We start from the raw sequence: 26,366 nt of genomic DNA on the forward strand, positions 1-26,366 counted from the left end.
CCGCACATCTCGGGCTACGCGGGCACGATGTTGTGGTTGAAGCGGAAAACGTTGTCGGGGTCGTACTCCCGCTTCACCGCCGCGAGCCGCCGGGTGTTCTCGGCGCCCAGGCCCGCCGTCACGCGGTCCGCGCCCTCGTCGCCGACGAAGTTGAGGTAGACCGCTCCGGTGCTCCAGGGCCGGACCCGGGCGCGGACGTCCTTGACCCAGGCGATACAGCGTTCGTCGTCGGCCGGGTCCTCCCAGATGCCGAAGGGGTGCACGGCCCAGGGCGCGTCCCGGTACGGCACCGGGAACCCGGCGGGGCCGGAGGCGATGGCGCCACCCAGCGGGAACAACACGTGCTGGGTGCCGGTGGGGACCGGCATGCTCTCCCCGAGCGCGCAGAAGACATCCGCGAACTCGTCGGGCGCGCCGGTCAGATACTCGGCCGACCAGTAGTTCCGCAGGTTCGGCGGATCGTCGAGCATCGTCTGGAACTGGGTGTACGGCAGCGCGGTGACGATCTCGACCTCGTGCGGCAGCGCCAGCAGCGGCTGGGCCAGCTTGCGCAGGTCCTCCTCGGCCCCGGCGTAGGTGAGGAGCGCGCCACAGAGTCGGGTGCCGACCAGATGCTCGGGCACGAACTCCTCGGGCGGGCCGGTGAGATAGATGACTCCGCCGCTCGCCTCCTGCGGACCGGTCTCGATGATCTCGCGGTAGGTGCGGACCACGTCCGGGCCGTGCTCGGGGTCGTACATCATCAACGCGACGGAGAACTCGGGCAGTTCGTGCAGTCTCAGGGTGAGGGCGGTGGCGACGCCGAAGTTTCCGCCGCCGCCGTGCAGGGCCCAGAACAGTTCCGGGTTCTCCTCGGCGCTCGCGTGCACCACCCGCGCGTCGGCGGTCACCAGGTCGACGCCGAGCAGGTTGTCGACGGAGAGGCCGAAGGCGCGGTCCAGCCAGCCCGAGCCGCCGCCCAGGACGAAGCCGCCGACCCCGGTCGTGGAGACCCGGCCGCCGGTGGTGGCGAGACCGTGTTCCTGGGTCGCGCCGTCCAGTTCGCTCATGGTGGCCCCGCCGGCGATCCGTACCGCCCGGGCCGCCGGGTGCACGGTCACCTCGCGCATGTGGCGCAGGTCCACGACGAGCGCCCCGTCGCCCAACGCCATGCCGGCGACGCTGTGCCCGCCGCCGCGCACCGCGATCGGCAGATCCAGTTCACGTCCGAAGCGCACGGCCCGTACGATGTCGGCCTCGTCCACGCACTGGGCGATCACCGCGGGCCGCCGGTCGATCATCGCGTTGAAGACGACACGGGCGTCGTCGTAACCCTGATCCCCCGGGGCGAACACGTCGCCGACCAGATCCTCGCGCAACGCGACAAGGGCCGCGCCCGCCGTCGAGAGGGAAGCCATGGCCGCCCCCCTTTCAGAAAAGGGGCATTTGTCCGCTTCCAGCCTAGGCGGGTGACGTGCGGCGGTCGCGCCGGGCCGCCGCACGTCACCAAGCCGTAAGGGTCGGCCGGGCGTCAGCTCTTCGCGGTGTCGTCGCCGGCCTGCCCGGCGGCCTCGGCCTCGGCCGCCTTCTCGCGCATCTTGCGCACCAGCTCCGCCTTCAGGTCGGCCGCGCCCTGGCGGTCGAGGTTGCGGTGCGGACCGTGGTTCTGCCGTTCGGCACGGGACAGCTTCTTGCGCTTGCCGCCGCCCTGGCCCACGGGGTTGTTGATGTTCTTGCTGACGGTCATGGTTCTCCCGGTAGTGATGTCAAGTGGTCCGCGGATTCATCACCCCGGCGCCGGTGTCAGCCGCCGTAGGCCCCCGAAGCCGTCAGGCGCAGGGCCGTGTCGATCAGCGGGACGTGGCTGAAGGCCTGCGGGAAGTTGCCGACCTGGCGTTGCAGGCGCGGGTCCCACTCCTCGGCCAGCAGACCCAGGTCGTTGCGGAGCGAGAGCAGCTTCTCGAACAGCTTACGGGCCTCGTCCACGCGGCCGATCATCGCGAGGTCGTCCGCCATCCAGAACGAGCAGGCGAGGAACGCGCCCTCGTCACCCGGGAGGCCGTCGACGCCCTCGTCCTCGCCCGAGGTCGGGTAGCGCAGGATGAAGCCGTCCGGGGTGGACAGTTCGCGCTGGATCGCCTCGATCGTGCCGATCACGCGCTTGTCGTCGGGAGGCAGGAAGCCCATCTGCGGGATGAGCAGCAGCGAGGCGTCCAGCTCCTTCGAGCCGTACGACTGCGTGAAGGTGTTGCGCTCCTTGTCGTAGCCGCGCTCGCACACGTCCCGGTGGATGTCGTCGCGCAGTTCGCGCCACTGTTCCAGCGGGCCGTCCGCGTCGCCCGACTCGATCAGCTTGATCGTGCGGTCGACCGCGACCCAGGCCATCACCTTCGAGTGCACGAAGTGGCGGCGCGGGCCGCGCACCTCCCAGATGCCCTCGTCGGGCTCGTCCCAGTGCTTCTCCAGGTAGCGGATCAGCTTGAGTTGGAGGAGGGAGGCGTAGTCGTTGCGGGCCAGGCCCGTCATGTGGGCCAGGTGCAGGGCCTCGGTGACCTCGCCGTAGACGTCCAGCTGGAGCTGGTGCGCCGCGCCGTTGCCGACCCGGACCGGGCCCGAGTTCTCGTAGCCCGGCAGCCAGTCCAGCTCCGCCTCGCCCAGCTCGCGCTCGCCGGCGATGCCGTACATGATCTGGAGGTTCTCCGGGTCGCCTGCCACCGCGCGCAGGAGCCACTCGCGCCAGGCGCGGGCCTCCTCGCGGTAGCCGGTGCGCAGGAGGGAGGAGAGGGTGATGGCCGCGTCGCGGAGCCAGGTGTAGCGGTAGTCCCAGTTGCGGACGCCGCCGATCTCCTCCGGGAGGGAGGTGGTCGGCGCGGCGACGATGCCGCCGGTCGGGGCGTAGGTGAGGGCCTTGAGCGTGATCAACGAGCGGACGACGGCCTCGCGGTAGGGGCCGTGGTACGTGCACTGGTCGACCCAGTCGCGCCAGAAGTCCTCGGTCGCCTCCAACGACTGCTCCGGCTCGGGGAGCGCGGGCGGCTGCTTGTGCGAGGGCTCCCACGAGATCGTGAACGCGATGCGGTCACCCGGGGCGACGGTGAAGTCGGCGTAGGTCGTGAGCTGCTTGCCGTAGGTCTCGGCGGATGTGTCGAACCACACGGAGTCGGGGCCCGCGACGGCGACCGTGCGGCCCTCGTGCTTGTGCACCCAGGGGACGACCCGGCCGTAGGAGAAACGCATCCGGAGGGCCGAGCGCATCGGGACGCGGCCCGAGATGCCCTCGACGATGCGGATCAGCTGGGGGGCGCCGTCGCGAGGGGGCATGAAATCGGTCACGCGGACCGTGCCTCGCGGGGTGTCCCACTCGGACTCCAGGATCAGCGAGTCGCCGCGGTAGCCGCGCCGGGCCGCGGTGGGCGGCGGCGCGTCGGCGGCGTGGGCCGGGCCCAGCCGCCAGAAGCCGTGTTCCTCGGTGCCGAGCAGACTGGCGAAGATGGCATGGGAATCGAACCGGGGCAGGCACAGCCAGTCCACCGATCCGTCCCGGCAGACCAGGGCAGCGGTCTGCATGTCTCCGATGAGTGCGTAATCTTCGATGCGCCCGGCCACGTGCAACTCCAGTCGAACGGCCACGTCGCCCCACCGAAAAGGGGGCGGTCGCTGTGTGCGGTCAAGGGATCGTTTGTAGTGCGTCGTTGAGCCATGAAGCAAATGGGGGTCGTTGCCCAACGGGCCGACGAGCTCTCGTTGTTCCGGGATGTACGGGCGGGGGTGGTGCCGTGTTCCGGACCGGCTCGGCGGCGAGTGTCCGAGCAGGATACGACGCACGTAGATGATCTGTGTGCCGCTCTCGCCAACGGACCTGGGCTGAACGGGTGAGCAGCACGTGAGAAGCAGGTAACCAGGGCGCGTCTGGGTCGACGCGAGTGACCAGTGTGTCGAGGCGAGTGCGGAGCGTGGCCGGAAGCCATCTCGTCCGGGCGCTGATACCCTGGTAGCCCGTGGACCGGTGGGCACAAAACCCCCGACCGCAACTCGAACCGCGACCACGGGAGCCCCCTCTTGGCCATGCCACCCAAATCCACGACGACCAAGCACATCTTCGTCACCGGGGGTGTCGCCTCCTCGCTCGGCAAGGGCCTGACCGCCTCCAGCCTGGGCATGCTGCTCAAGGCCCGGGGCCTGCGCGTCGTGATGCAGAAGCTCGACCCGTATCTGAACGTCGACCCCGGCACGATGAACCCCTTCCAGCACGGTGAGGTCTTCGTCACCAACGACGGTGCCGAGACCGACCTGGACATCGGCCACTACGAGCGTTTCCTCGACCGCGACCTGGACGGCAGCGCCAACGTCACCACCGGCCAGGTCTACTCGACGGTCATCGCCAAGGAGCGGCGCGGCGAGTACCTCGGCGACACCGTGCAGGTCATCCCGCACATCACCAACGAGATCAAGCACCGCATCCGGCGCATGGCGACCGACGAGGTCGACGTCGTCATCACCGAGGTCGGCGGCACGGTCGGCGACATCGAGTCGCTGCCCTTCCTGGAGACGGTCCGCCAGGTCCGCCACGAGGTCGGCCGGGACAACGTGTTCGTGGTCCACATCTCCCTCCTGCCGTACATCGGCCCCTCGGGCGAGCTGAAGACGAAGCCCACCCAGCACTCGGTCGCGGCCTTGCGGAACATCGGTATCCAGCCGGACGCCATCGTGCTGCGCTCCGACCGCGAGGTGCCGACCGCGATCAAGCGCAAGATCTCGCTGATGTGCGACGTCGACGAGGCCGCCGTGGTCGCCTGCCCCGACGCCCGCTCGATCTACGACATCCCCAAGACCGTGCACAGCGAGGGCCTGGACGCCTATGTCGTCCGCAAGCTGGACCTGCCGTTCCGCGATGTGGACTGGCGGACCTGGGACGACCTCCTCGACCGCGTCCACAACCCGCTGCACGAGATCAACCTCGCGCTGGTCGGCAAGTACATCGACCTGCCCGACGCCTACCTCTCGGTCACCGAGGCCCTGCGCGCCGGCGGCTTCGCCAACAAGGCCCGCGTGAAGATCAAGTGGGTCACCTCGGACGACTGCAAGACCCCGGCAGGCGCCGCCAAGCAGCTCGGTGACGTCGACGCGATCTGCATCCCCGGCGGCTTCGGCGACCGCGGTGTGTCCGGCAAGGTCGGCGCCATCCAGTACGCCCGCGAGCACAAGATCCCGCTGCTCGGCCTGTGCCTCGGCCTCCAGTGCATCGTGATCGAGGCCGCGCGCAACCTGGCCGGCATCGAGGACGCCAACTCCACCGAGTTCGACGCGGCCACCGGCCACCCCGTCATCTCCACCATGGCCGAGCAGCTCGACATCGTCGCCGGCGAGGGCGACATGGGCGGCACCATGCGCCTGGGCATGTACCCGGCCAAGCTCGCCGAGGGCTCCATCGTGCGCGAGGTCTACGACGGCAAGGAGTACGTCGAGGAGCGCCACCGCCACCGCTACGAGGTCAACAACGCCTACCGCGCCGAGCTGGAGAAGAAGGCCGGACTCCAGTTCTCCGGCACCTCCCCGGACGGCAAGCTCGTCGAGTACGTCGAGTACCCGCGCGAGGCGCACCCCTACCTCGTCGCCACCCAGGCCCACCCCGAGCTGCGCTCCCGCCCGACCCGGCCGCACCCGCTCTTCGCGGGCCTGGTCAAGGCGGCCGTGGCACGCAAGACGGGCAAGTAGTACGAGGGTTGTACGGTGACCGGGGTGCGCGCCTTCAAGAGGTGCGCACCCCGGCCGTTCTGTACGTCAGGTTCGTGTACGTGTGGAGGGACAGCGCATGACCATCAAGGACACCCCGGAGGAGTGGGAGGTCCGGGCGACCGCGACCCCCTTCGTGGGCAACAAGACCTCCGTGCGCACCGACGACGTGGTGATGCCCGGCGGCGCGGTCGTGCACCGCGACTACCAGGTCCACCCCGGCTCCGTGGGCGTCCTCGCCCTCGACGAGCAGGACCGGGTGCTGCTCATCAGGCAGTACCGCCACCCCGTGCGGCAGAAGCTGTGGGAGATCCCGGCCGGGCTCCTCGACATCCCCGGCGAGAACCCGCTGCACGCGGCCCAGCGCGAGCTGTACGAGGAGGCGCACGTCAAGGCCGAGGACTGGCGGGTGCTGACCGACGTCTACACCACGCCCGGCGGCTGCGACGAGGCCATCCGCATCTTCCTCGCCCGCGATCTCTCCGAGGCCGACGGAGCGCGCTTCGAGGTCGAGGACGAGGAGGCCGACATGGAGCACGCGCGCGTGCCCCTCGACGACCTGGTCCGCGGGGTCCTCGCCGGCGAACTCCACAACAACTGCCTCGTCGTAGGCGTCCTCTCGCTGGTCGCCGCCCGGCACGGCGATGGCATCGACGCGCTGCGCCCTGCCGAGGCGCCGTGGCCCGCGCGTCCCTTCGAGTCCTGAACCCGGCCTCTCCTTGTCATCGATCGCCGGTGTGACGATCGGCTGATCCGATCGGGGGATGTGCCCGCCGCGCTCCGCACGGTTCGTCGCAGAGCGTGAACTAGGCTCTGGAAATGCCCGATCCGGAGTCCCGGCGGGCTTTGCGCGTGCGGTGGGACGGGAGTGTGGCCCGTGACGGATCAGGCAGTGGACACAGATGGCGTGAAGCTGTCCGAGGACACTTCTGCCGAGGGTCAATTCCTGGGCCGCGCAAGAGAGTTGAAGGAGCTGCGGGCCGACATCGAGCGCGCGGGCCTGGACACCATCGCCGGCCGGAAGGCCCCCCGCGCGCGTGTCCTCCTCATCGCGGGCAAGCCCGGCTCCGGCCGTACCGCCCTCGCCGGGGAACTCGTCCGACAGGTCGCTGACCGTTACGACCACGGTGTGCTCCGGGCCCGGCTCAGCGAACCCGACGGCACCCCCGTCCCCACCGAACGCACCGCCCGCGAACTGCTCACCGCCCTCGAACTGCCCACCCCGGCCGGAGCCTCCGAGGACGACCTCTCGGACATCCTGCGCGCCGCCCTCGCCGACCGGCGGGCACTGCTCCTCCTCGACGACGCGGCCGACGCCGAACAGGTCGACGCGCTCCTTCCGGACACTCCCGACTGCCTGGTCGTCGCCGTCTCCGGCGGCCCGCTCACCGGCATCGCCGACGTCCGCCCCTGCACCCTGGGTGGCCTCGACACCAAGTCCGCGCTGGAACTCCTCACCCGCTACACCGGCGCGGTCCGCATCACCGTCGACCCGCTCGCGGCCGAGGGCCTGGTCGAGGTCTGCCGGGCCCAGCCCGCCGCGCTGACCCTGGCCGGCGGCTGGCTCGCCGCCCGCCCCCAGGCCGCCGTGGCCGACCTCGCCAAGCACCTGCACGCCGAGACCGACGAGGGCACCCCCCTCAGCCGCGTCTTCCGGCTCGTCTACGGCTCGCTGCCCAGCCCCGCCGCCCGGATACTGCGACTGCTCTCCCTCGCCCCGGCCGGCCTCGTCGACCCGCAGACCGCCTCCGCGCTCGCCGGCTGCTCCGTCAACGGCGCCCGCGCCACCCTGGACGACTTCGTCACCGCGGGCCTGCTGCGCGCCCTGGACTCCCCGCTGCCGCAGTACGAGGTCCCCGGCTGCCTCCAGCCCCTGCTGCACGCCCTCGCCGAGACCCAGGACCGCCCGGCCGAACTCCAGCTCGCCCGCGCCCGCATGCTGGAGCGGACCGTACGGCTGCTCCAGTCCTGCCGCGCCATCACCGAGACCGACAGCCCCCAGGCCCGCGAAAAACTCCTCGGCATGCCCAGCGCGCTGCGCTTCCCGAACCCCCGGGCCGCCGCCGACTGGCTGCGCGTCCGCCAGCCCGCCCTGCTGGCCTCCGCCCGCCTCGCGGTCGCCGACGGCGAACTCGACACGCTGGCGCGCCGGTTGATGTCCCAGCTCGTGCGCGCGATGGTCGCCCACTTCGGCACCCAGGCCGCCGCCCCCGAGCTGTACGGCATCCACCGCCTCGTCCTCGACGTGGCCGAGCGGCGCAACCTGCCCCGCGAGCAGGCAGCCGCGCTGCTGAACCTCGCCGACCTGGACGCGCAGACCGGCCGTACGACCGAGGCGCTGGCCCGCTACCGGGCCGCGCTGGACGCCGGACGGGAAGCGAACGACCCGTATGCGACCGGCCGCGCGATGGAATCCGTAGGCGGCGCGCACCAGGAGCTCGGCGACTACGACCGGGCCGCCGACTGGTTCGGCCGCGCGCTGGCCCAGCGGCTGGCCCGGGACGAGCGCGCGGAGGCCGCCAGGCTCTACGGCCGGATCGCCGCCGCGCACACCTACGCGGGCCGCTACGGCGAGGCGCTGCGGAACTGGCGGGCGGCCGTCGCCGGGTACCGCAAGAACGGCGATGTGCCCGCCCAGGCACGGGCGTTGAGCGAGCTGGCGCGGGTCCAGGAGTACGCGGGCCGCCCCGAGGAGTCGCTGCTCACCTGCCACGAGGCCGTCGAGTGGGCGCGCCGCGCGGAGGACGTACGGCTCCAGGCGGCGTTGCAGCTGCGGCTGGCCGACACCCTCGACCGGCTGGGCGACCCGGCGTCCGCCGCGCTGCACCGCGGCACGGCCGAACGCATGCTCGGCGAGGAGCTCCAGGAGGGCGATCCCGCCCCCGAATCCCTGGAACATGATGCTAACGCCTGCGAAATCCGCAGTACATCCGCTGAAGATTGATGCATTGAAAGGCTAGACACCGAGAACACCTTCATTAAACTGGCTCTGCCGCACCTTCTCCTGCGGTCTCCCGGTGCGCTCACGCATGTCCGGGTATGAGATGTATTGCCCCACACCCTCTGAGCCAAGGACCGTGATCCACGTGAAGGTCGGCATCCCCCGCGAGGTCAAGAACAACGAGTTCCGGGTGGCCATCACACCCGCCGGCGTGCACGAACTGGTGCGCCACGGCCACCAGGTCGTCATCGAGCGGAACGCCGGCGTCGGCTCCTCGATCCCGGACGACGAGTACGTGGCTGCGGGCGCCGAGATCCTCGCCACCGCCGACGAGGTCTGGGCCACCACCGACCTGCTGCTCAAGGTCAAGGAGCCCATCGCCGAGGAGTACCACCGCCTCCGCAAGGATCAGACGCTCTTCACGTACCTGCACCTGGCCGCCTCCAAGGAGTGCACCGACGCGCTCATCGAGTCCGGCACCACCGCGATCGCCTACGAGACCGTCGAACTGCCCGGCCGCGCCCTGCCGCTGCTCGCCCCGATGTCCGAGGTCGCGGGCCGCCTCGCCCCGCAGGTCGGCGCCTACCACCTGATGCGCTCGGTCGGCGGCCGCGGTGTGCTCCCCGGCGGTGTCCCCGGCACCCAGCCCGCGCGGGCCGTCGTCATCGGCGGCGGGGTCTCCGGCTGGAACGCCACGCAGATCGCCGTCGGCATGGGCTTCCACGTCACGCTGCTCGACCGCGACATCAACAAGCTCCGCGAGGCCGACAAGGTCTTCGGCACCAAGGTCCGGGCGATCATGTCCAACTCCTTCGAGCTGGAGAAGGCCGTCCTGGACGCCGACCTCGTCATCGGCGCGGTGCTCATCCCGGGCGCCAAGGCACCCAAACTCGTCACCAACGAACTCGTGTCCCGCATGAAGCCCGGAAGTGTTCTTGTCGACATCGCGATCGACCAGGGCGGCTGCTTCGAGGACTCCCGCCCGACCACCCACGCCGAGCCGACCTTCCCGGTCCACGACTCGGTCTTCTACTGCGTCGCCAACATGCCCGGCGCGGTGCCCAATACGTCGACCTACGCGCTCACCAACGCGACGCTCCCGTACATCGTGGAGCTCGCCAACCGCGGCTGGGTCGAGGCGCTGCGACGTGATCCTGCTCTCGCCAAGGGCCTCAACACCCATGACGGCAAGGTGATTTACCGCGAGGTCGCCGAAGCGCACGGACTGGAGCATGTCGAGCTGGAGAGCCTGCTCGGCTGACTCTGTCGACTAAGTCACCGTTCAGCAAAAGGCGATACGTCAACACAGGTCGTCAACACAGCGCGCCCGGCCGGACCTTGCTCGACAGGTCCGGCCGGAAGTGTGTGTATGGTCACTTTGCGGCACTCGGCCAACTCGCGCCGAACGTAACCCTTGAACCGATTCGTGCACCGGTGAAACCTGCTGTGCGACTGCCGTACGCCCTTGACAGAGGGATGTTTCATTGCCGACACATCGGGCCGGGTCCGGCGGATTGTGTTGCTGCGAACACCCGACACGCCATAGAGTCGCCATCCGTCGGCATGGTGCCACGCTGACCTATCGAGAAGTTCCCTGGTCACCAAGGAGGTAAGACGACTTGTGAATGAGTCGACATTTTCTCCCGGGGGTGGTCAACCAGGAATGCCTGCAAGGGGCCAGGAGCCCGCGGGGTTCGAGGCTGTCGGCTCCGTTGCGGTGCGAACCTTCGCAGCCCACCAGGGTCACCAGAAGCCAGGGGTGACCCAGCCAGCACACCAGAGCATGGATGGCCATCACGTGAACGCCATGGCCGGCGACGGAAGGGGCGCGCCCCACAACCATTTCGCCGACTACGACGAACTGCCCGACGGGCACTTCTACGACCCCGACGCCGAGTACGAGCCCGATCCCGAGTACGCGGCCACACTCGCGCCCGACGCGGCCCGCCAGCGCCGTGAGCGCGTGGGCCCGACCGGACGCCCGCTCCCGTACTTCCCGATTCCGGGCCCGCTGACCAGTCACGGCCCCGCCACGATCGTCGCGATGTGCAACCAGAAGGGCGGCGTCGGCAAGACCACGTCGACCATCAACCTGGGTGCCGCGCTCGCGGAGTACGGACGACGCGTACTGCTCGTCGACTTCGACCCGCAGGGCGCGCTGTCGGTCGGACTGGGCGTCAATCCCATGGAGTTGGACCTCACCGTCTACAACCTGCTCATGGAGCGGGGCATGTCGGCCGACGAGGTGCTCCTCAAGACAGCTGTCCCGAACATGGACTTGCTGCCGAGCAACATCGACCTGTCCGCCGCCGAAGTGCAGTTGGTGAGCGAGGTCGCGCGCGAGTCCACCCTGCAACGGGCGTTGAAGCCGCTGATGGCCGACTACGACTACATCGTGATCGACTGTCAGCCCTCCCTCGGCCTGCTCACCGTGAACGCCCTGACGGCGGCTCACAAGGTGATCGTGCCGCTGGAGTGCGAGTTCTTCGCGCTGCGTGGTGTCGCCCTGCTGACGGAGACCATCGAGAAGGTCCAGGAGCGCCTCAACCCCGAGTTGGAGCTCGACGGGATCCTCGCCACGATGTACGACTCCCGCACCGTGCACAGCCGTGAGGTGCTCGCGCGCGTGGTCGAGGCGTTCGACGAGCACGTCTACCACACGGTCATCGGGCGCACGGTGCGCTTCCCGGAGACCACGGTCGCCGGTGAGCCGATCACCACGTACGCCTCCAACTCCGTCGGTGCCGCCGCCTATCGCCAGCTCGCCAGGGAGGTGCTCGCCCGGTGTCACGCCGAGTGAGTCTGCCGGGGGCCGACGAACTGTTCCGTACGACAGGGGGGATGGCGCTCCAGGCGTCCACCCCCAGGCGCCAGTCCAACGGCGAGGCGCGGGTACCGGCTCCGGCGGGGGAGAGCGACGGCGCCGCCGCCGGGGAGGACGCCCCGCACTCCGTACCCGCACAGGGCGGTGACGGCGAGGGCGCGGAGCACGTAGCGGCCGACGCGGACGCGGGCGAGTCCCGCAGCCGGGCCGCGGAGGGCTCCGTACGACGTCAGGAGGCGCAGGAAGGTTCTGCCGCCCAGCAGTCCCGCAAGCGCGGCCGACAGCCCGCCCAGCGGCGTCCCAGCGGGCGGGAGCGGCACGACGAGAAAATCACCGTGTACGTCTCCGCCGAGGAACTGATGGACCTGGAGCACGCCCGGCTGGTGCTCCGGGGCGAGCACGGCCTCGCGATCGACCGCGGGCGGATCGTCCGCGAGGCGGTCGCCGTGGTGCTGGCCGACCTGGAGTCCCGGGGAGACGCGAGCATTCTCGTCCGCCGGCTTCGCGGGCGGTAGCGGTAGCCTGCGGAGGCCATGACCTCGAACGACGCTCCCGCCGCCGGCGCACCCGCCGGACGTCGGCGTGCGCTCGGGAAAGGGCCGGGTGCGGCGCCCGAGGCCGTCGTAGAAGAGGTAGTTGAAGAAGCGGTCGTAGAGGAAGCCCTCGAAGAACCCGATGACGGGGTCTTCAAGGTGCGGCTCGCGAACTTCGAGGGGCCTTTCGATCTTCTCCTCCAGCTGATCTCGAAGCACAAGCTCGATGTCACCGAGGTGTCGCTGTCCAAGGTCACCGACGAGTTCATGGCGCACATCAGGGCGATGGGGCCCGACTGGGACCTGGACCAGACGACCGAGTTCCTCGTCGTCGCGGCGACCCTGCTGGATCTGAAGGCGGCCCGGCTGCTGCCCGCCGCCGAGGTCGAGGACGAGGCCGACCTGGCGTTGCTGGAGGCCCGTGACCTGCTGTTCGCGCGGCTGTTGCAGTACCGGGCGTACAAACAGATCGCCGAGATCTTCAACCGGCGCCTCGACGACGAGGCCCGGCGCTACCCCCGTACCGTCGGACTCGAACCGCACCACGCCGAGCTGCTGCCCGAGGTGGTCATCAGGATCGGCCCGGAGGGCTTCGCCCGGCTCGCCGTGAAGGCGATGCAGCCCAAGCCCCGGCCGCAGGTCTACATCGACCACATCCACGCGCCGCTGGTCAGCGTGCAGGAGCAGGCCGGGATCGTGGTGGCGCGGCTGCGGGAGCTCGGCGAGGCCAGCTTCCGCACGCTGATCGAGGACGTCGACGACACCCTGACCGTAGTGGCGCGGTTCCTGGCCCTGCTGGAGCTGTACCGGGAGAAGGCCGTCGCGCTGGACCAGGAGACCGCGCTCGGCGATCTGATCGTGCGCTGGACCGGTGGGGACGGGGAGGCCGAGCCCGTGGTCACCGACGAGTTCGACCGGCCGCCCGAGGTGCCCAAGGAGACCAAGGAGGAGTCGGCGTGAGCGAGGAGTCCACGGGAGTACCGGCGAGCCCGTCCGCCGTGGCGGAACTCGACCTCAAGCCCGCCCTGGAGGCCGTCCTCATGGTCGTGGACGAGCCCGCGACCGTCGAACACCTCGCGAAAATACTCCAGCGGCCCAAACGGCGGATCGCGGACGCGTTGCGCGAGCTGGCCGACGAGTACACCGTCCAGGGGCGCGGTTTCGAGCTGCGGCTGATCGCCGGGGGCTGGCGTTTCTACTCCCGCCCGGAGTTCGCGCCGGCCGTCGAGGGCTTCGTCCTGGACGGTCAGCAGGCCCGGCTCACCCAGGCGGCGCTGGAGACCCTGGCGGTCGTCGCGTACCGCCAGCCGGTCAGCCGCAGCAGGGTCTCGATGGTCCGCGGAGTCAACTGCGACGGCGTGATGCGCACCCTCCTCCAGCGGGGTCTCGTCGAGGAGGCGGGCACGGAACCCGAAACAGGTGCGATCCTGTACGTGACGACGAACTACTTTCTGGAGCGGATGGGCCTGCGCGGCCTGGACGAGCTCCCGGAGCTCGCGCCCTTCCTCCCTGAGGCCGAGGCGATCGAGGCGGAGACGCTGGAAGGGGTCCCGTCGTTCGATCCGGATGCACCGGATGCAGATGCAGACGAAACGACGACGACGGAACTTTGATGCGAAGCAGTGGCAGTGGCAGCAGTGGTGGCGGCGGTAGGAGCGGCGGGCGCGGCAACCCCCGCGGGACCGGCGGGGGCGGCAATCCCCGGGGTTCCGGCGGAGGCGGCGGCGGTCGCGGTTCCGGCGCGGGCAACTCCCGGGGCGCCGGCGGGGGCGGCTCCCAGCCGAGGGGCGCGGGAGGCCGCGACGACAAGCCGAAGCGCGCCGGAAAGCCGCGTCCCGAGGAGCGGCGCTACGACGTAGGCCCCACGGGGTCCCACGAAGGCCCCAAGACCGGGCGCGGTGCCTCCGCGCGCGGTGGTGCCAAGGGCGGCCCCAAGCAGGGCCAGAGCACCGGACGCGGGCGCTGGGCGCCGGCGACCTCGCGTGAGTACGACGCGCGGGCCGAGGAGCGCAACCGGGAGCGGTACGCGGGCAAGAAGGACGTGAAGCTGCCCAAGACCTTCCCGGGCGCCGAGCAGGAGGGCGAGCGGCTCCAGAAGGTCCTGGCGCGCGCGGGCTACGGCTCGCGGCGCTCCTGCGAGGAGCTGATCGAGCAGTCCCGGGTCGAGGTCAACGGCGAGATCGTGGTCGAGCAGGGGCTGCGCGTCGACCCCGAGCACGACGAGATCAAGGTCGACGGGCTGACGGTGGCGACGCAGTCGTACCAGTTCTTCTCGCTGAACAAGCCCGCCGGTGTCGTCGCGACGATGGAGGACCCCGAGGGCCGGCAGTGCCTCGGCGACTACGTCACCAACCGGGAGACGCGTCTTTTCCACGTCGGGCGGCTCGACACCGAGACCGAGGGTGTGATTCTGCTCACGAACCACGGCGAGCTGGCGCACCGGCTGACCCACCCCAAGTACGGCGTGAAGAAGACCTACCTCGCGCACATCGTGGGCCCGATCCCGCGCGATCTGGGCAAGCAGCTCAAGGACGGCATCCAGCTGGAGGACGGGTACGCGCGTGCGGACCACTTCCGGGTCGTCGAGCAGACCGGCAAGAACTACCTGGTCGAGGTGACCCTCCACGAGGGCCGCAAGCACATCGTCCGCCGCATGCTCGCCGAGGCCGGGTTCCCGGTCGACAAGCTGGTGCGGGTCTCCTTCGGCCCGATCACCCTGGGCGACCAGAAGTCGGGCTGGCTGCGACGGCTGTCGAACACCGAGGTCGGCATGCTGATGCAGGAAGTCGATCTGTAAGTCGATCTCTGGAAGCGCGAGTTGAGTGCGGCCGGTCCCGGAGTCTCCGGGGCCGGCCGCTTCGTTTTCGGCTGCGTTCTCTTCTGAGGGTTGCGTTCGGTGGCCGTCGCTCTTTATAGTCGAACTGACTATTAACGGGGTTGATCACCATGACCGCAACACCGGCCTACGACAAGTACGCCTTCGAACCCTTCGCCGTCACCGCCGACCTCGCCGTCCTCACGATCCGCGCGGGCGCCCTGCACGTCCTGCTCGTCGAGCGCGGCCAGGAGCCCTACGCCGGACACTGGGCGCTCCCCGGTGGCTTCGTGGCACCCGACGAGTCCGCCGAGACGGCAGCCCGGCGTGAACTCGCCGAGGAGACCGGCCTGTCGGACGTCTCCGGGCTCCACCTGGAGCAACTGCGCACCTACAGCGAACCCGACCGCGACCCCCGCATGCGGGTCGTCACCGTCGCCTTCGCCGCACTGCTCCCCGACCCGCCCGAACCACGTGCGGGCAGCGACGCGGCACAGGCCCGCTGGCTGCCCTACGACGCACTCGGGCCGCTCGCCTTCGACCACGACCGGATCCTGGCCGACGCGCACGAACGGGTCGGCGCCAAGCTGGAGTACAGCTCCCTCGCCACCGCCTTCTGCCCGGCCGAGTTCACGCTCGGGGAGCTGCAACAGGTCTACGAGACCGTGTGGGGCGCCGAGTTGGACCGCCCCAACTTCCGCCGCAAGGTGCTCGCGACGCCGGGATTCGTCGAACCGGTGCCGGGCGGCGCCAAGTTGACCGGCGGTCGCGGCAAACCGGCCGCCCTGTACCGCGCCGGAACCGCCACCACCCTCTACCCGCCGCTGCTCCGCCCGACCCGGGAAGGAAGCCCCGCATGACCACCACCAGTGTCCGCAAGCGCGCCGCCACCGGAGCCCTGATCGGCCTCGCCCTCGGGGACGCGCTGGGCTTCCCGACCGAGTTCAACGACGTGCCCGCGATCCTCGCCAAGTGCGGTCCCTGGCGCGAGATGGAGCTGACGAAGCCGGCGATCGTCAGCGACGACACGCAGATGACCCTGGCGCTGGGGCGGGGGCTGCGAACCGCCATGGATCGAGGGCTGCTTGGTCCGAAGCGGATGGAACGGCCGGTGCGCGAGGAGTTCGTGGACTGGTACCAGTCGCCGGACAACAACCGTGCCCCCGGCCGGACTTGCCTCGTCGCCTGCAACCTCCTGAAGGCTGAGGACCGGCTCTGGCAGGACGCCAGCCAGATCGGCTCGAAGGGCTGCGGGGCCAACATGCGGGTCGCGCCGATCGGGCTCGTCCCCGGTCTGAGCGACGAACAGCGGTCCGGCGCCGCCCAGTTGCAGTCCGCGCTCACCCACGGCCACCCGACCGCGCTCGCCGCGTCCGACCTCACCGCACACGCCGTACGGCTCCTCGCGCAGGGCGCCGAACCGACCGGACTGGTCGGGCTGCTGCGGTCGTACGCCGTCGAGAACCGCACCCGCTACCACCACCGCTGGCTGGGCGACCTGTGGACCCGCAGCCAGGACCCCACCCCCGAGCACTTCATCGCGCGCGGCTGGGACGACTGCCTGGCGATCCTGGACCGTCTCCAGGATGCCGTACGCGCCAACTCCCCGGAGACCGACCCCTGTCTGGCCACCGGCGAGGGCTGGATCGCCGAAGAGGCCCTGGCGACCGGTCTGTTGTGCTTCCTGCTGTTCGTGGAGGAACCGGTGACCGCGTTGCGGCGCGCCGCCTGCACCTCCGGCGACTCGGACTCGATCGCCTGCCTCACGGGGGCCTTCGCGGGCGCCCACCTCGGCGCGGACGCCTGGCCCGAGGAGTGGGCGGGGCGGATCGAGTACCGGGGGGAGCTGCTGGCGTTGGGGGCCCTCTGGGACGCCTGACGATTCGCGGTGGCGCATGACGTCAGTGGATGCTGTCATGCGCCAGGCGTGCTGTGTCAGGCATGGGCGAAACGAAGCGCAGGCGAGTGCCGGTCCGGGAGCTGTCCCGGCACACGGCGGCTCTGCTGGACGCGGTGGCGGCGGGTGAGTCGATCGAGGTCACTCGGGACGGAGTGCCGGTCGCCGTACTGTCTCCGCTGGAGCCGGCCGAACGGGACATCCGTGCCGCGATCGCCATCGGCCTGCTCGACGCCTCGGTCATGGACGAGAGCCACGGTGCCGAGGCCGCGGACGCGCTGGAGCGGCTGCGCGCGGTCAGGCGGGAGGTGGCGGGACGCGGCCCCACCGCGGAACTGCTCGCCCAGCGCGAGGAGGAGACGCGGTGACACTGCTCTACCTCGATGCCTCGGCGATCGCCAAGCTGTTGCGGGCGGAGGCCGAGACGACGGCGCTGGAGCAGTGGATCGGGCGGCACGGCGGGATGCGGCGCGTGGTCACCTGCGACCTGGCGCAGACCGAAGTGCGGCGACTGCTGCACCGGCTCGGCGCGGACGAGGTCGAGCGATCGGCCGCGGACGCGCTGCTGAACGCCATCGCCCGAGTTCGTCTCACGCCTGAACTGATGCTGGAAGCAGGGGAGTTGGCGCCCGGCTCCGCGCTGCGCGGCCTCGAAGCGATCCACACCGTGGCGGCCCTCAAGCTCGGCCACGGCGTCAGCTGGTTCGTGACGTACGACAAGCGTCAGGGCGAGGCCGCCGCCGACGCCGGGCTGCCGGTGGTGTCACCCCGCTGAGGCGCGCCGCACCCCGATCAGGAAGTCCTCCACGCGGGCGCGGTCCGGCTCCGCCGGGAGCGGGGTGCGGGACGCCGCCTCGTCCGTCTCCGTCGCCAGGCGGGTCATCCACAACTCGACCTCCGGCCACGGGACTTCGCCGCGTTTGACGGACAGCAGGGGGTCGCGCCGGTCGCCCACGTCGATCGTCAGGGTGCCCGTGCGGAGTACGTCGCGGGCGCTCATCAGCAGGCGGAGCAGATGCATCGCGTGCTTCCAGCGGGGCGCCCCGTACAGGCGGATGTCCGCCTCCAGCTTCTTGCGCTGGCCCAACGCGTAGCGGGTGAACGTCTCGTGGACCTGGCTGGAGAGGAACGCGCCGCGCAGGGCGAGGAGTTCGCGGCCCGTGTCGTCGACGTGCTCGACGTGCGGGGAGTGCAGGCACTCCAGGATGTTGGGGTTGGCGCGCAGGGCCAGTTCGCAGAAGCGCTCCAGCTCCCAGCTGAACTGCTCCTGGGCCGGGCCCTCCACATGCGTCGGCGGCTTCTCGAAGCGCCAGAACAGGGGAGTGGGGGCGAGGAACACGCCCCGGCGGTCCGTGTCGCTGCCCTCCGTCGCCAGGCCGAAGGCGCGCGAACCCATCACGCAGGCGTAGATCGTGTGGTCGCGGACCAGGGACTCGGGGTGCATTCCGGGAGTGGCGGGGCGCATTCCGGGAGCGTACGCGGCACTTCACGCCAGGCGGATCGAATTTCCCTCCACCGTGATCTGCTCCGCCGGGAGCGGCTTCGGGGCCGGGCCGCCCGCGACCGAACCGTCCGCGATGTTGAACTTGCTGCCGTGGCAGGGGCAGTCGATGGTGCCGTTCGCGATGGCGTTCACCGTGCAGCCCTGGTGGGTGCAGATCGCCGAGAAGGCCTTGAACTCGTCCTTCTTCGGCTGGGTCACCACGATCTTCTGAGCCTTGAGGATCTTTCCGCCGCCGACCGGGATGTCGGCGGTCTTCGCCAACTCCTGGCCGCCGGAGGCCTTTACGGACGACGAGCCCGAGGAGTCGTTGCTGTCGCCGTACTTGCTGCACCCGGCGGCGAGCGCGGCGGCCGCACCCGTCACGAGAACCGTGCGGCGCGTCGAGCTGTCGGTCATGTACTCACTCCGAAGGTGCGGAAGAACCAGAGGGCGGAAGTCAGCCAGAGCAGGGTGAGGCCGGTGAAGACGAGCCCGCCGACGAGCGGCAGCAGCCAGCCGGGGAGGCGCTCCGAGCGGAGCAGCAGCATCTTGGCACTGAAGGCACCGAAGAACAGGCACCCCAGGAGCGAATGCCACATCACGCGTGTCGAGTACGTCTGGTACCCGAACGCGTAGAGGCAGTGCACCGCGACCGGCACCGCCACCAGGAACGCGATCCGCCCCGACCAGCGGTGCAGCGTCGCCGACCAACTCGGGCCCGGCAGCTTGCCGTAGACCATGAAGGCCGAGACGACCTGGACCAGGGCGAAGAAGAACGCGGTCGTCGCGAGCCACGACTTCACCGCGCCCGTGCTGCTGAAGCCGGCGAGGTTGAAGGCGGTGCCGGCCGGGTCGTGGACCTTGCCGTAGACGCCGAGTCCGACGGCTACGGCCGCGGCCACCAGGGCCGGGACCAGATAGCGGGCGGGGCTGTCGCGGCGGTGTCCGGGCGGGGGCGGCGGGAAGGCCTGGGGGGCGGCGTTCGGGTCGGCGGTCATGATCGGCTCCCTGAGGCGGATGGTGGGTCAGGGGGTGACGGGCTGTGCCGTGAGCTGCTGTCCGTCGACCGTGACCGCGCCGGTCGCCGGGTCGATACGGGGTGCGGCGGCGACCTTGCCGTCGCGGGTGACGATGCCGGTCTGGCGGCCGTTCGGCAGCACGATCCAGCCGCCGTCGATCTTGGCGCCGCGCACCTTGGCCGTGGCACGCCACAGTCCGGACGGCTTCACGGCCTTGTCGGCGGTGAACGCGTACTTCCGGCCCTCGTCCTTGACGGTGCCGCGGATCTTCGTGCCCTGCTGGAGCTTTCCGTCGAGTACGGCGCCGTTCGGGGCCGTGAGCTTCATCGTGCCGTCGTCCGCGACCGGGCCGCGCAGCCAGGCCTCCTTGTAGCGGCCGTCGCAGAAGTAGGCGACCGCCTTGCCGTCGCGGATCGTCACGGCGACCGACGCGGTGTCGTCGTCGGTGCGGCCGGCGTAACTGGCGTTCGGGACGGCCGACTTGGACGGTGTCGGGCTGGGCGTGACGGTCGGTGTCGGTGTCGGCGTCTGTGACGCGGGCGCCGATTTCTTCGGGGAGGGCGATGCCTCGCTGTACGAGGACGACGCGGTCTTCGTCCCCGACGTCACATTGAGCGTCAGCATGAACAGGCCCAGCACCAGGCCCGCCAGAAGAGTGAGCAGTGGTCCAGGACGCTTCATTACTGTCCTCCCCCGAGGCGAGCTACCAGCCCATGAGAGCGGACTCGGGGCCGTGCGTAAAGAGGCATACCGGGATGATCTCACCACCTGTAGCGGACCAGTAGCGGAACAGAGTGATTCAGGTGACATTGGCAGGGTTCGCGAGGCCCGCTCCGGCCCACCCCCGCCCCGCGCCCCGGCCCGTCTCAGGACGCGGGCGCCGGGCACCCGTACCGGACGGGCTGACTAGGCTGGACGCGCAGAGCCGGGTTGTCCATCAGCGAGGAGCAGAGCAGTGGCGGTACGAGCGGTCCGGGGCGCCGTCCAACTGGACAGGGACGAGGCCGGTCACATGGACGAGCGGGTGGGCGGGCTGCTCACCGCCGTCCTGGAGCGCAACGGCCTCACCGCCGACGACCTGATCAGCGTCTGGTTCACGGCCACGCCCGACCTGCACAGCGACTTCCCGGCCGCCGCCGCCCGCAAGCTCGGCGGCGGCTTCGCCGACGTACCGCTGATCTGCGCGCAGGAACTCGACATCGCGGGTGCCATGCCCCGCGTGGTCCGCGTCCTGGCGCACATCGAGTCCGACAAGCCCCGCGCCGACATCACGCACGTCTACCTCGGTGCCGCCGCCGCCCTCCGCAAGGACATCGCCCAGTGAGAACCGCGCTCGTCATCGGCACCGGCCTCATCGGCACCTCCGCCGCGCTCGCCCTCGCCTCCCGGGGCGTCGTCGTCCACCTCGCCGACCACGACCCCGAGCAGGCCCGTACGGCCGCGGCGCTCGGCGCCGGTACGGAGGAGGCACCGGACGGACCTGTCGACCTCGCGATCGTCGCCGCCCCGCCCGCCCTGGTGGCCGAGGTGCTCGCCGACGCGATGCGCCGGGGCGTGGCCCGCGGCTACCTCGACGTGGCCAGCGTCAAGGGCGGCCCGCGCCGCGAGCTGGAGGCGCTCGGCCTCGACCTGTCGTCGTACATCGGCTCGCACCCCATGTCCGGCCGCGAGAAGTCGGGCCCGCTGGCCGCGACCCCCGACCTCTTCGAGGGCCGCCCCTGGGTGCTGACGCCCACCCGCGACACGGACACCGAGGTGCTGAACCTCGCGCTGGAGCTGGTCTCGCACTGCCGCGCGGTGCCGGTCGTCATGGACGCGGACGCCCACGACCGTGCCGTGGCGCTGGTCTCCCACATGCCGCATCTCGTGTCCAGCTTGGTCGCCGCCCGGCTGGAGAACGCCGAGGAGGCCGCCGTACGGCTGTGCGGGCAGGGCATTCGCGATGTGACCCGGATCGCCGCGTCCGACCCCCGGATGTGGATCGACATCCTCTCCGCGAACCCGGGGCCGGTCGCCGATCTGCTCACCGATGTCGCCGGGGACCTGGAGGAGACGGTGCGGGCGCTGCGCTCGTTGCAGTCCGCCGACGAGGACAAACGTCGCGAGGGCGTGGGCGGCATCGAGGACGTGCTGCGGCGCGGCAACGCGGGGCAGGTCCGCGTCCCCGGCAAGCACGGGTCCGCTCCGCGGGTGTACGAGGTCGTGGCCGTACTGATCGACGACCAGCCGGGCCAGCTGGCCCGGATCTTCGCGGACGCGGGGATGGTGGGGGTCAACATCGAGGACGTCCGCATCGAGCACGCGACCGGGCAACAGGCGGGTTACGTCCAGCTGATGGTGGAGCCGAAGTCGGTACCGGTGCTGAGCGCCGCGCTGCGGGAGCGGGGCTGGGCGATCCGGCAGTAGTGCCGGTCGGCCATCCGGCAGTAATACGCCGTGCGGGGAGCCAGTAACCTTGTGCGGGGCGCACTCGCGTCCCCACCCCGCTCACCACCCTTCACCAGGAAGGTGTCCTCCCGTGGAAAACGGCGCCGCCCGGACCGCCCCGGCAGTGATTGTCGCCATCGACGGCCCCTCCGGCACGGGCAAGTCGAGCACGTCGAAGGCCGTGGCCGCGCAGCTCGGGCTGAGCTATCTGGACACCGGCGCCCAGTACCGGGCGATCACCTGGTGGATGGTGAACAACGGGATCGACCTCACCGACCCCACCGCGATCGCCGACGTGGCGGGCAAGGCGGAGATCGTCTCGGGCACCGACCCGACGCACCCGACGATCAGCGTCGACGGCGTGGACGTGGCCGGTCCGATCCGCACCCAGGAGGTCACCTCCAAGGTCAGCGCGGTCAGCGCGGTGCCCGAGGTGCGGGCCCGGATCACCGAGTTGCAGCGCTCGCTGGCCGCCGAGGCGGAGCACGGGATCGTGGTGGAGGGGCGGGACATCGGGACGACCGTGCTGCCCGACGCCGATCTGAAGATCTTCCTCACCGCCTCCCCGGAGGCGCGGGCCGCCCGGCGCAGCGGTGAGCTGAAGGGCGCCGACGTCCAGGCCACCCGCGAGGCGCTGCTGAAGCGGGACGCGGCCGACTCCTCGCGCAAGACCTCGCCGCTCGCGAAGGCGGACGACGCGGTCGAGGTGGACACCTCCGACCTCACGCTCCAACAGGTCATCGAGTGCGTGGTCACCCTGGTCGGGGAGAAGCGGGCCGCCAAGTGACAGCTCCAAAAGCTTCTCCAAAAGCTTCAACAGCTCCAACCGCCGCATCCGAGCGGGGCGCCGAGGTCGGGCGGCGCATCGGCGTCGGCCTGATGTACGGGCTGTGGAAGCCGCGCGTGCTGGGCTCCTGGAAGGTGCCCGCCGCCGGTCCGGTGATCCTCGCCGTCAACCACTCCCACGGCGTGGACGGGCCCATGGTCATGGGCGTGGCACCCCGGCCGACGCACTTCCTGATCAAGAAGGAGGCGTTCGTCGGCCCGCTGGACCCCTTCCTGCTGCGTATCGGGCAGGTGAAGGTGGACCGGTCGATCGCCGACCGTACGGCGATCACCCGGGCGCTGGACGTCCTGTCGGCCGGCGGCGTCCTCGGGATCTTCCCCGAGGGCACCCGCGGCGAGGGCGACTTCGCCTCGCTGCGCGCGGGGCTCGCCTACTTCGCGGTCCGCAGCGGCGCCCCGATCGTGCCGGTGGCCGTGCTGGGCACCGCCGAGAAGAGCGGACGACTGATAAAGGCGCTGCCTCCGCTGCGCTCCCGCGTCGACGTCGTCTTCGGCGACCCGTTCGACGCGGGCGACGGCTCCGGCCGTCGTACGCGCAGGGCACTGGACGAGGCGACCGAGCGGATCCAGAAGCAGCTGGCCGCCCACCTGGACGATGCCAGGCGCCTCACCGGGCGCTAAGAGACACTTTGAGTACTTGAGTAGTGGATCACCCGAGATCCGGGGGTTCCACCGATCACCACGATGAACGAGGTACCGACTTCATGAACGACCAGATCCAGCCCGACGGCTCCGGCGAGGAGCACGACCACGGGGCGCTCGGCGACGCCGAGTACGCGGAGTTCATGGAGCTCGCCGCCGTAGAGGGCTTCGACATCGAGGACGTCGAGGGCGCCATCGAGGAGGCCGGTCACGGGCCGCTGCCCGTGCTCGCCGTCGTCGGCCGGCCGAACGTCGGCAAGTCGACTCTCGTCAACCGCATCATCGGGCGGCGGGAAGCCGTCGTGGAGGACAAGCCCGGCGTCACCCGTGACCGGGTGACGTACGAGGCCGAGTGGGCCGGGCGTCGCTTCAAGGTCGTCGACACCGGCGGCTGGGAGCAGGACGTCCTCGGCATCGACGCCTCCGTGGCCGCCCAGGCCGAGTACGCGATCGAGGCCGCCGACGCGGTCGTCTTCGTCGTCGACGCCAAGGTCGGCGCCACCGACACCGACGAGGCGGTCGTACGACTGCTGCGCAAGGCCGGCAAGCCCGTCGTGCTGGCCGCCAACAAGGTCGACGGCCTCAGCGGCGAGTCCGACGCGGCCTACCTGTGGTCCCTGGGCCTCGGCGAGCCGCACCCCGTCTCCGCGCTGCACGGCCGTGGCACCGGCGACATGCTGGACGCCGTCCTGGAGGCGCTGCCGGAGGCGCCCGAGCAGACCTTCGGTGTCGCGACCGGCGGCCCGCGCCGGATCGCCCTGATCGGCCGCCCGAACGTCGGCAAGTCCTCGCTGCTGAACAAGGTCGCGGGCGAGGAGCGCGTGGTCGTCAACGAGATCGCGGGCACCACCCGCGACCCGGTCGACGAACTCATCGAACTCGGCGGCGTCACCTGGAAGTTCGTGGACACCGCCGGTATCCGCAAGCGCGTCCACCTCCAGCAGGGCGCCGACTACTACGCCTCGCTGCGCACCGCCGCCGCCGTCGAGAAGGCGGAGGTCGCGGTCATCCTGATCGACGCCTCCGAGAACATCTCGGTGCAGGACCAGCGCATCGTCACCATGGCCGTCGAGGCGGGCCGCGCGATCGTCCTCGCCTTCAACAAGTGGGACACCCTCGACGAGGAGCGCCGCTACTACCTGGAGCGCGAGATCGAGACCGAGCTGGCCCAGGTCGCGTGGGCGCCCCGGGTGAACATCTCGGCGCGCACCGGCCGCCACATGGAGAAGCTGGTCCCGGGCATCGAGACCGCCCTCGCCGGCTGGGAGACCCGCGTCCCGACGGGCCGCCTGAACGCCTTCCTCGGCGAGCTGGTCGCCGCCCACCCGCACCCGGTCCGCGGCGGCAAGCAGCCCCGCATCCTCTTCGGCACCCAGGCCGGCACCAAGCCCCCGCGCTTCGTGCTCTTCGCCTCCGGCTTCATCGAGGCGGGCTACCGCCGCTTCATCGAACGCCGCCTGCGCGAGGAGTTCAGCTTCGACGGCACCCCGATCCACATCTCGGTCCGGGTCCGCGAGAAGCGCGGCAAGAAGAAGTAGCCGTAGCCATACGGCTGTTCTACGACGAGGAGGGCGGCCCCTGTTTCCACAGGGGCCGCCCTCCTCGTGTGCGTTCCGCGTCAGATGCCCCGGCGTGGGCCGGGCGGCAGGGCCGCCGGGATGTGGTGCATCCCGGTGTGGCCCTGCTGCTGGCCGACATGGCCGAGCTGTCCCACGCGCTGCCACTGCGACTGCTGCCGGGCGCTGTAGGCACCCGCGCTGTACGCGCTGTACGAACCTCCGCCCAACGAGCCGCCATTGAAGGAGCCGCTGAACGAGCCGCCGAACGAGCCCGTGCTGTGCGGGCTGTGCCCGAAGGCGGTGAAGCCCAGCTCCTCCTCGCCGCTGCGGTCACCCGGCAGCGAGCGGAAGGTCTTGACCCACTCCGAGTAGAGCCGGTCGTAGATCGGCGTGGCCGACGGGCCGCCGGAGCCGTCCCGGTCCGATCGCGAGGACGGGATCGACTGGTACGGCCGGCTGCGGGGAACATCGTATGCGTGCACGTATGTCCAAACGACGCGTGACCTGAAGGGATGCGGCTCAGGTGCCCGCGAGCGGGAGCGCGGAGCCGACCAACTGGCCGTTGGCCGCCGCCTTGTCGAGCGCGCCGCGCAGCAGGTCCTCGCGGGGCTGGCGGCCGATCGAGCCCACCGGCGCCGCGAACATCAGCACCTGCTGGTGCTTGTTGGCGGCGGCCCGCCAGCTGTCGGTGACCTGGAGCGGATGGTGCGCCTGCCACCAGGCCACCGGGGAACCGCCGTTGCTGCTGGGCTGGAGCACCGCGTGCAGCTGGCCCGCGGCGAGCAGCACCGACCAGCCGTGCAGCACCGGCGGCACGGTGGTGATCTCGCTGAGCGGCATGAAGCCCTGCTTGATCAGCAGCGGCAGGAAGTCGTCCCCCGCGCCGGTCGAACCGGGCCGCACGATGGGCGCGGTCGGCTCGACCACCAGGGCGGGGTGCAACTCCCCTGAGATCAGGACGAGTCCGCTGGTCACACCGAGCACCGCCTGCTCGGGTACGGCCTTCTCCGGTGCGCCGGCCGGGGCGTGCGTGTTGCCGCTGATCGAGCGGACGGCGCCCTGGAGCTGCTCCTCGGTGACCTGGACGATCTGGGAGGGCAGGCAGGTGGCGTGGGCGAAGGCGAGGACGGCGGTCTCGTCGCCGATGAACAGGACGGTGCTGGTGCGCTCCTGATCGGAGTCGCCCTGGGTGCGGCACGACGTGCAGTCGTAGCTGCCCGGGGCGTTGTCTCCGGCGAGCAGCCGGTCGGCTTCTTCGTCGCCGATCTCGGCGCGTACGTCGTCGCTGACGTCGAGCATGCGCGGCACGGGTGGCTCCCTCGGAATGCGGTGCCCGGTGGGTCCCGGGCTCATGAAGAAGACAACGGAGGATCTGTGGCGGGAGTCACGCTCCAGAGCGAACCGAATCCAACCAACCGCAGCACAGCGTCACACCGGGTGCGGAATCGGGCACTCCGTGTCAACTGCATGGAAATGCAAGGGAGTTGGTTGCGTGAACCGAGTCACAGCGCGAAGGGGCGGTTGGTCGAAAAATCAGTAAATGAGGGAATGTAGTGGGTGGCCGGAAAATGCCGCTACCCGAGGTAACAGTCAACTGGCCTGGCACAACAGGCCGTTGGTCGACACCGGCTCGTTCACCTCCGTACATTCCTCCGCCGTGTGCAACGA

The 26,366-nt window shown here is 70.5% G+C and carries 27 protein-coding genes; 18 read left to right on the forward strand and 9 right to left on the reverse strand.

The window, feature by feature from the left end:
* Positions 1-14 precede the first annotated feature (14 nt).
* The 3 genes from ACWIHT_RS43070 to ACWIHT_RS43080 all read right to left on the reverse strand — a co-directional run bounded on the left by ACWIHT_RS43070 (position 15) and on the right by ACWIHT_RS43080 (position 3,609).
* Complete coding sequence (locus ACWIHT_RS43070) at positions 15-1,397, reverse strand: FAD-binding protein (protein ID WP_456174084.1); 1,383 nt, start codon at positions 1,395-1,397, stop codon at positions 15-17.
* A 113-nt stretch (positions 1,398-1,510) separates the two neighbouring features.
* Entirely contained in the window at positions 1,511-1,726 is a 216-nt protein-coding gene (locus ACWIHT_RS43075) for a DUF6243 family protein (RefSeq protein ID WP_456174085.1), read from the reverse strand.
* Positions 1,727-1,782: 56 nt separating this feature from the next.
* Positions 1,783-3,609 (reverse strand): glycoside hydrolase family 15 protein, encoded by a 1,827-nt coding sequence (locus tag ACWIHT_RS43080; RefSeq protein ID WP_456174086.1) that lies wholly within the window; start codon positions 3,607-3,609, stop codon positions 1,783-1,785.
* Between the two features lie 435 nt (positions 3,610-4,044).
* Between ACWIHT_RS43080 and ACWIHT_RS43085 the strand changes: the two genes are divergently transcribed.
* From ACWIHT_RS43085 to ACWIHT_RS43145, 13 genes are all read left to right on the forward strand, one after another.
* Positions 4,045-5,694, forward strand: coding sequence for a CTP synthase (locus ACWIHT_RS43085; protein WP_456174087.1), 1,650 nt, complete (start codon positions 4,045-4,047; stop codon positions 5,692-5,694).
* Positions 5,695-5,791: 97 nt separating this feature from the next.
* A complete protein-coding gene (locus ACWIHT_RS43090; RefSeq protein WP_456174088.1) occupies positions 5,792-6,418 on the forward strand; it encodes an NUDIX domain-containing protein in 627 nt (208 codons plus the stop codon).
* Between the two features lie 171 nt (positions 6,419-6,589).
* Positions 6,590-8,656 carry a tetratricopeptide repeat protein gene (locus ACWIHT_RS43095; protein WP_456174089.1) on the forward strand — a complete coding sequence of 689 codons (2,067 nt, stop codon included), beginning with the start codon at positions 6,590-6,592 and terminating at the stop codon, positions 8,654-8,656.
* A 142-nt stretch (positions 8,657-8,798) separates the two neighbouring features.
* Positions 8,799-9,914, forward strand: a complete 1,116-nt coding sequence (gene ald / locus ACWIHT_RS43100) for an alanine dehydrogenase (RefSeq protein WP_456174145.1) — start codon at positions 8,799-8,801, stop codon at positions 9,912-9,914.
* A 402-nt stretch (positions 9,915-10,316) separates the two neighbouring features.
* Entirely contained in the window at positions 10,317-11,453 is a 1,137-nt protein-coding gene (locus ACWIHT_RS43105; protein ID WP_456174090.1) for a ParA family protein, read from the forward strand.
* Positions 11,438-11,992, forward strand: a complete 555-nt coding sequence (locus ACWIHT_RS43110) for a hypothetical protein (RefSeq protein ID WP_456174091.1) — start codon at positions 11,438-11,440, stop codon at positions 11,990-11,992. The genes ACWIHT_RS43105 and ACWIHT_RS43110 overlap by 16 nt, the downstream gene beginning before the upstream one ends.
* Before the next feature lie 18 nt (positions 11,993-12,010).
* The gene (locus ACWIHT_RS43115; protein ID WP_456174092.1) at positions 12,011-12,970 is read left to right on the forward strand and encodes a segregation and condensation protein A; all 960 of its coding nucleotides are present in this window, start codon (positions 12,011-12,013) and stop codon (positions 12,968-12,970) included.
* Complete coding sequence (gene scpB / locus ACWIHT_RS43120) at positions 12,967-13,623, forward strand: SMC-Scp complex subunit ScpB (RefSeq protein WP_456174093.1); 657 nt, start codon at positions 12,967-12,969, stop codon at positions 13,621-13,623. The genes ACWIHT_RS43115 and scpB overlap by 4 nt, the downstream gene beginning before the upstream one ends.
* Positions 13,623-14,807 (forward strand): pseudouridine synthase, encoded by a 1,185-nt coding sequence (locus tag ACWIHT_RS43125; RefSeq protein ID WP_456174094.1) that lies wholly within the window; start codon positions 13,623-13,625, stop codon positions 14,805-14,807. The genes scpB and ACWIHT_RS43125 overlap by 1 nt, the downstream gene beginning before the upstream one ends.
* Positions 14,808-14,956: 149 nt before the next feature.
* Positions 14,957-15,685, forward strand: a complete 729-nt coding sequence (locus ACWIHT_RS43130; RefSeq protein WP_200717104.1) for an NUDIX hydrolase — start codon at positions 14,957-14,959, stop codon at positions 15,683-15,685.
* Entirely contained in the window at positions 15,682-16,704 is a 1,023-nt protein-coding gene (locus ACWIHT_RS43135) for an ADP-ribosylglycohydrolase family protein (RefSeq protein ID WP_456174095.1), read from the forward strand. Before ACWIHT_RS43130 ends, ACWIHT_RS43135 begins: the two co-directional genes overlap by 4 nt.
* Positions 16,705-16,766: 62 nt before the next feature.
* Complete coding sequence (locus ACWIHT_RS43140; RefSeq protein WP_456174096.1) at positions 16,767-17,090, forward strand: type II toxin-antitoxin system Phd/YefM family antitoxin; 324 nt, start codon at positions 16,767-16,769, stop codon at positions 17,088-17,090.
* Complete coding sequence (locus ACWIHT_RS43145) at positions 17,087-17,497, forward strand: type II toxin-antitoxin system VapC family toxin (protein WP_456174097.1); 411 nt, start codon at positions 17,087-17,089, stop codon at positions 17,495-17,497. The genes ACWIHT_RS43140 and ACWIHT_RS43145 overlap by 4 nt, the downstream gene beginning before the upstream one ends.
* On the opposite strand, the gene ACWIHT_RS43150 is transcribed toward ACWIHT_RS43145, so the two are convergent.
* The 4 genes from ACWIHT_RS43150 to ACWIHT_RS43165 are packed head-to-tail and all read right to left on the reverse strand — an operon-like array spanning position 17,486 to position 19,905.
* Positions 17,486-18,166: a nucleotidyltransferase domain-containing protein gene (locus ACWIHT_RS43150; protein ID WP_456174146.1), complete on the reverse strand. Its 681-nt coding sequence runs from the start codon at positions 18,164-18,166 to the stop codon at positions 17,486-17,488. The genes ACWIHT_RS43145 and ACWIHT_RS43150 overlap by 12 nt on opposite strands.
* A gap of 42 nt (positions 18,167-18,208) precedes the next feature.
* Entirely contained in the window at positions 18,209-18,622 is a 414-nt protein-coding gene (locus tag ACWIHT_RS43155; RefSeq protein ID WP_456174098.1) for a Rieske (2Fe-2S) protein, read from the reverse strand.
* Positions 18,619-19,203, reverse strand: a complete 585-nt coding sequence (locus ACWIHT_RS43160) for a DUF6529 family protein (protein ID WP_456174099.1) — start codon at positions 19,201-19,203, stop codon at positions 18,619-18,621. Before ACWIHT_RS43160 ends, ACWIHT_RS43155 begins: the two co-directional genes overlap by 4 nt.
* A gap of 27 nt (positions 19,204-19,230) precedes the next feature.
* The gene (locus ACWIHT_RS43165) at positions 19,231-19,905 is read right to left on the reverse strand and encodes a hypothetical protein (RefSeq protein WP_456174100.1); all 675 of its coding nucleotides are present in this window, start codon (positions 19,903-19,905) and stop codon (positions 19,231-19,233) included.
* Between the two features lie 274 nt (positions 19,906-20,179).
* On the opposite strand from ACWIHT_RS43165, the gene aroH reads away from it, so the two are divergent.
* The 5 genes from aroH (at position 20,180) to der (ending at position 24,677) form a co-directional block, all read left to right on the forward strand.
* Positions 20,180-20,548, forward strand: coding sequence for a chorismate mutase (gene aroH, locus ACWIHT_RS43170; protein ID WP_456174101.1), 369 nt, complete (start codon positions 20,180-20,182; stop codon positions 20,546-20,548).
* Positions 20,545-21,630: a prephenate dehydrogenase gene (locus ACWIHT_RS43175; RefSeq protein WP_456174102.1), complete on the forward strand. Its 1,086-nt coding sequence runs from the start codon at positions 20,545-20,547 to the stop codon at positions 21,628-21,630. The genes aroH and ACWIHT_RS43175 overlap by 4 nt, the downstream gene beginning before the upstream one ends.
* Before the next feature lie 112 nt (positions 21,631-21,742).
* Entirely contained in the window at positions 21,743-22,438 is a 696-nt protein-coding gene (cmk, locus tag ACWIHT_RS43180) for a (d)CMP kinase (protein WP_456174103.1), read from the forward strand.
* Positions 22,396-23,118, forward strand: a complete 723-nt coding sequence (locus ACWIHT_RS43185) for a lysophospholipid acyltransferase family protein (RefSeq protein WP_456174104.1) — start codon at positions 22,396-22,398, stop codon at positions 23,116-23,118. Before cmk ends, ACWIHT_RS43185 begins: the two co-directional genes overlap by 43 nt.
* An 83-nt stretch (positions 23,119-23,201) precedes the next feature.
* A complete protein-coding gene (der, locus tag ACWIHT_RS43190; RefSeq protein ID WP_456174105.1) occupies positions 23,202-24,677 on the forward strand; it encodes a ribosome biogenesis GTPase Der in 1,476 nt (491 codons plus the stop codon).
* Positions 24,678-24,757: 80 nt separating this feature from the next.
* Here der and ACWIHT_RS43195 read toward each other — a convergent pair whose 3' ends face one another.
* Together ACWIHT_RS43195 and ACWIHT_RS43200 are read right to left on the reverse strand one after the other, a co-directional pair.
* Positions 24,758-25,180 (reverse strand): hypothetical protein, encoded by a 423-nt coding sequence (locus ACWIHT_RS43195; RefSeq protein ID WP_456174106.1) that lies wholly within the window; start codon positions 25,178-25,180, stop codon positions 24,758-24,760.
* 37 nt (positions 25,181-25,217) lie between these two features.
* The gene (locus ACWIHT_RS43200) at positions 25,218-26,006 is read right to left on the reverse strand and encodes a hypothetical protein (protein WP_456174107.1); all 789 of its coding nucleotides are present in this window, start codon (positions 26,004-26,006) and stop codon (positions 25,218-25,220) included.
* Between the last annotated feature and the right edge of the window lie 360 nt (positions 26,007-26,366).

Source organism: Streptomyces sp. NPDC002276 (assembly GCF_053891435.1).

Coding starts and splice junctions, on each gene's coding strand:
- ACWIHT_RS43070 (WP_456174084.1), bottom strand. CDS start 1,397: ATGGCTTCCCTCTCGACGGCGGGCGCGGCCCTTGTCGCGTTGCGCGAG.
- ACWIHT_RS43075 (WP_456174085.1), bottom strand. CDS start 1,726: ATGACCGTCAGCAAGAACATCAACAACCCCGTGGGCCAGGGCGGCGGC.
- ACWIHT_RS43085 (WP_456174087.1), top strand. CDS start 4,045: ATGCCACCCAAATCCACGACGACCAAGCACATCTTCGTCACCGGGGGT.
- ACWIHT_RS43090 (WP_456174088.1), top strand. CDS start 5,792: ATGACCATCAAGGACACCCCGGAGGAGTGGGAGGTCCGGGCGACCGCG.
- ACWIHT_RS43105 (WP_456174090.1), top strand. CDS start 10,317: ATGCCTGCAAGGGGCCAGGAGCCCGCGGGGTTCGAGGCTGTCGGCTCC.
- ACWIHT_RS43115 (WP_456174092.1), top strand. CDS start 12,011: ATGACCTCGAACGACGCTCCCGCCGCCGGCGCACCCGCCGGACGTCGG.
- ACWIHT_RS43125 (WP_456174094.1), top strand. CDS start 13,623: ATGCGAAGCAGTGGCAGTGGCAGCAGTGGTGGCGGCGGTAGGAGCGGC.
- ACWIHT_RS43130 (WP_200717104.1), top strand. CDS start 14,957: ATGACCGCAACACCGGCCTACGACAAGTACGCCTTCGAACCCTTCGCC.
- ACWIHT_RS43135 (WP_456174095.1), top strand. CDS start 15,682: ATGACCACCACCAGTGTCCGCAAGCGCGCCGCCACCGGAGCCCTGATC.
- ACWIHT_RS43140 (WP_456174096.1), top strand. CDS start 16,767: ATGGGCGAAACGAAGCGCAGGCGAGTGCCGGTCCGGGAGCTGTCCCGG.
- ACWIHT_RS43150 (WP_456174146.1), bottom strand. CDS start 18,166: ATGCACCCCGAGTCCCTGGTCCGCGACCACACGATCTACGCCTGCGTG.
- ACWIHT_RS43155 (WP_456174098.1), bottom strand. CDS start 18,622: ATGACCGACAGCTCGACGCGCCGCACGGTTCTCGTGACGGGTGCGGCC.
- ACWIHT_RS43160 (WP_456174099.1), bottom strand. CDS start 19,203: ATGACCGCCGACCCGAACGCCGCCCCCCAGGCCTTCCCGCCGCCCCCG.
- ACWIHT_RS43165 (WP_456174100.1), bottom strand. CDS start 19,905: ATGAAGCGTCCTGGACCACTGCTCACTCTTCTGGCGGGCCTGGTGCTG.
- der (WP_456174105.1), top strand. CDS start 23,202: ATGAACGACCAGATCCAGCCCGACGGCTCCGGCGAGGAGCACGACCAC.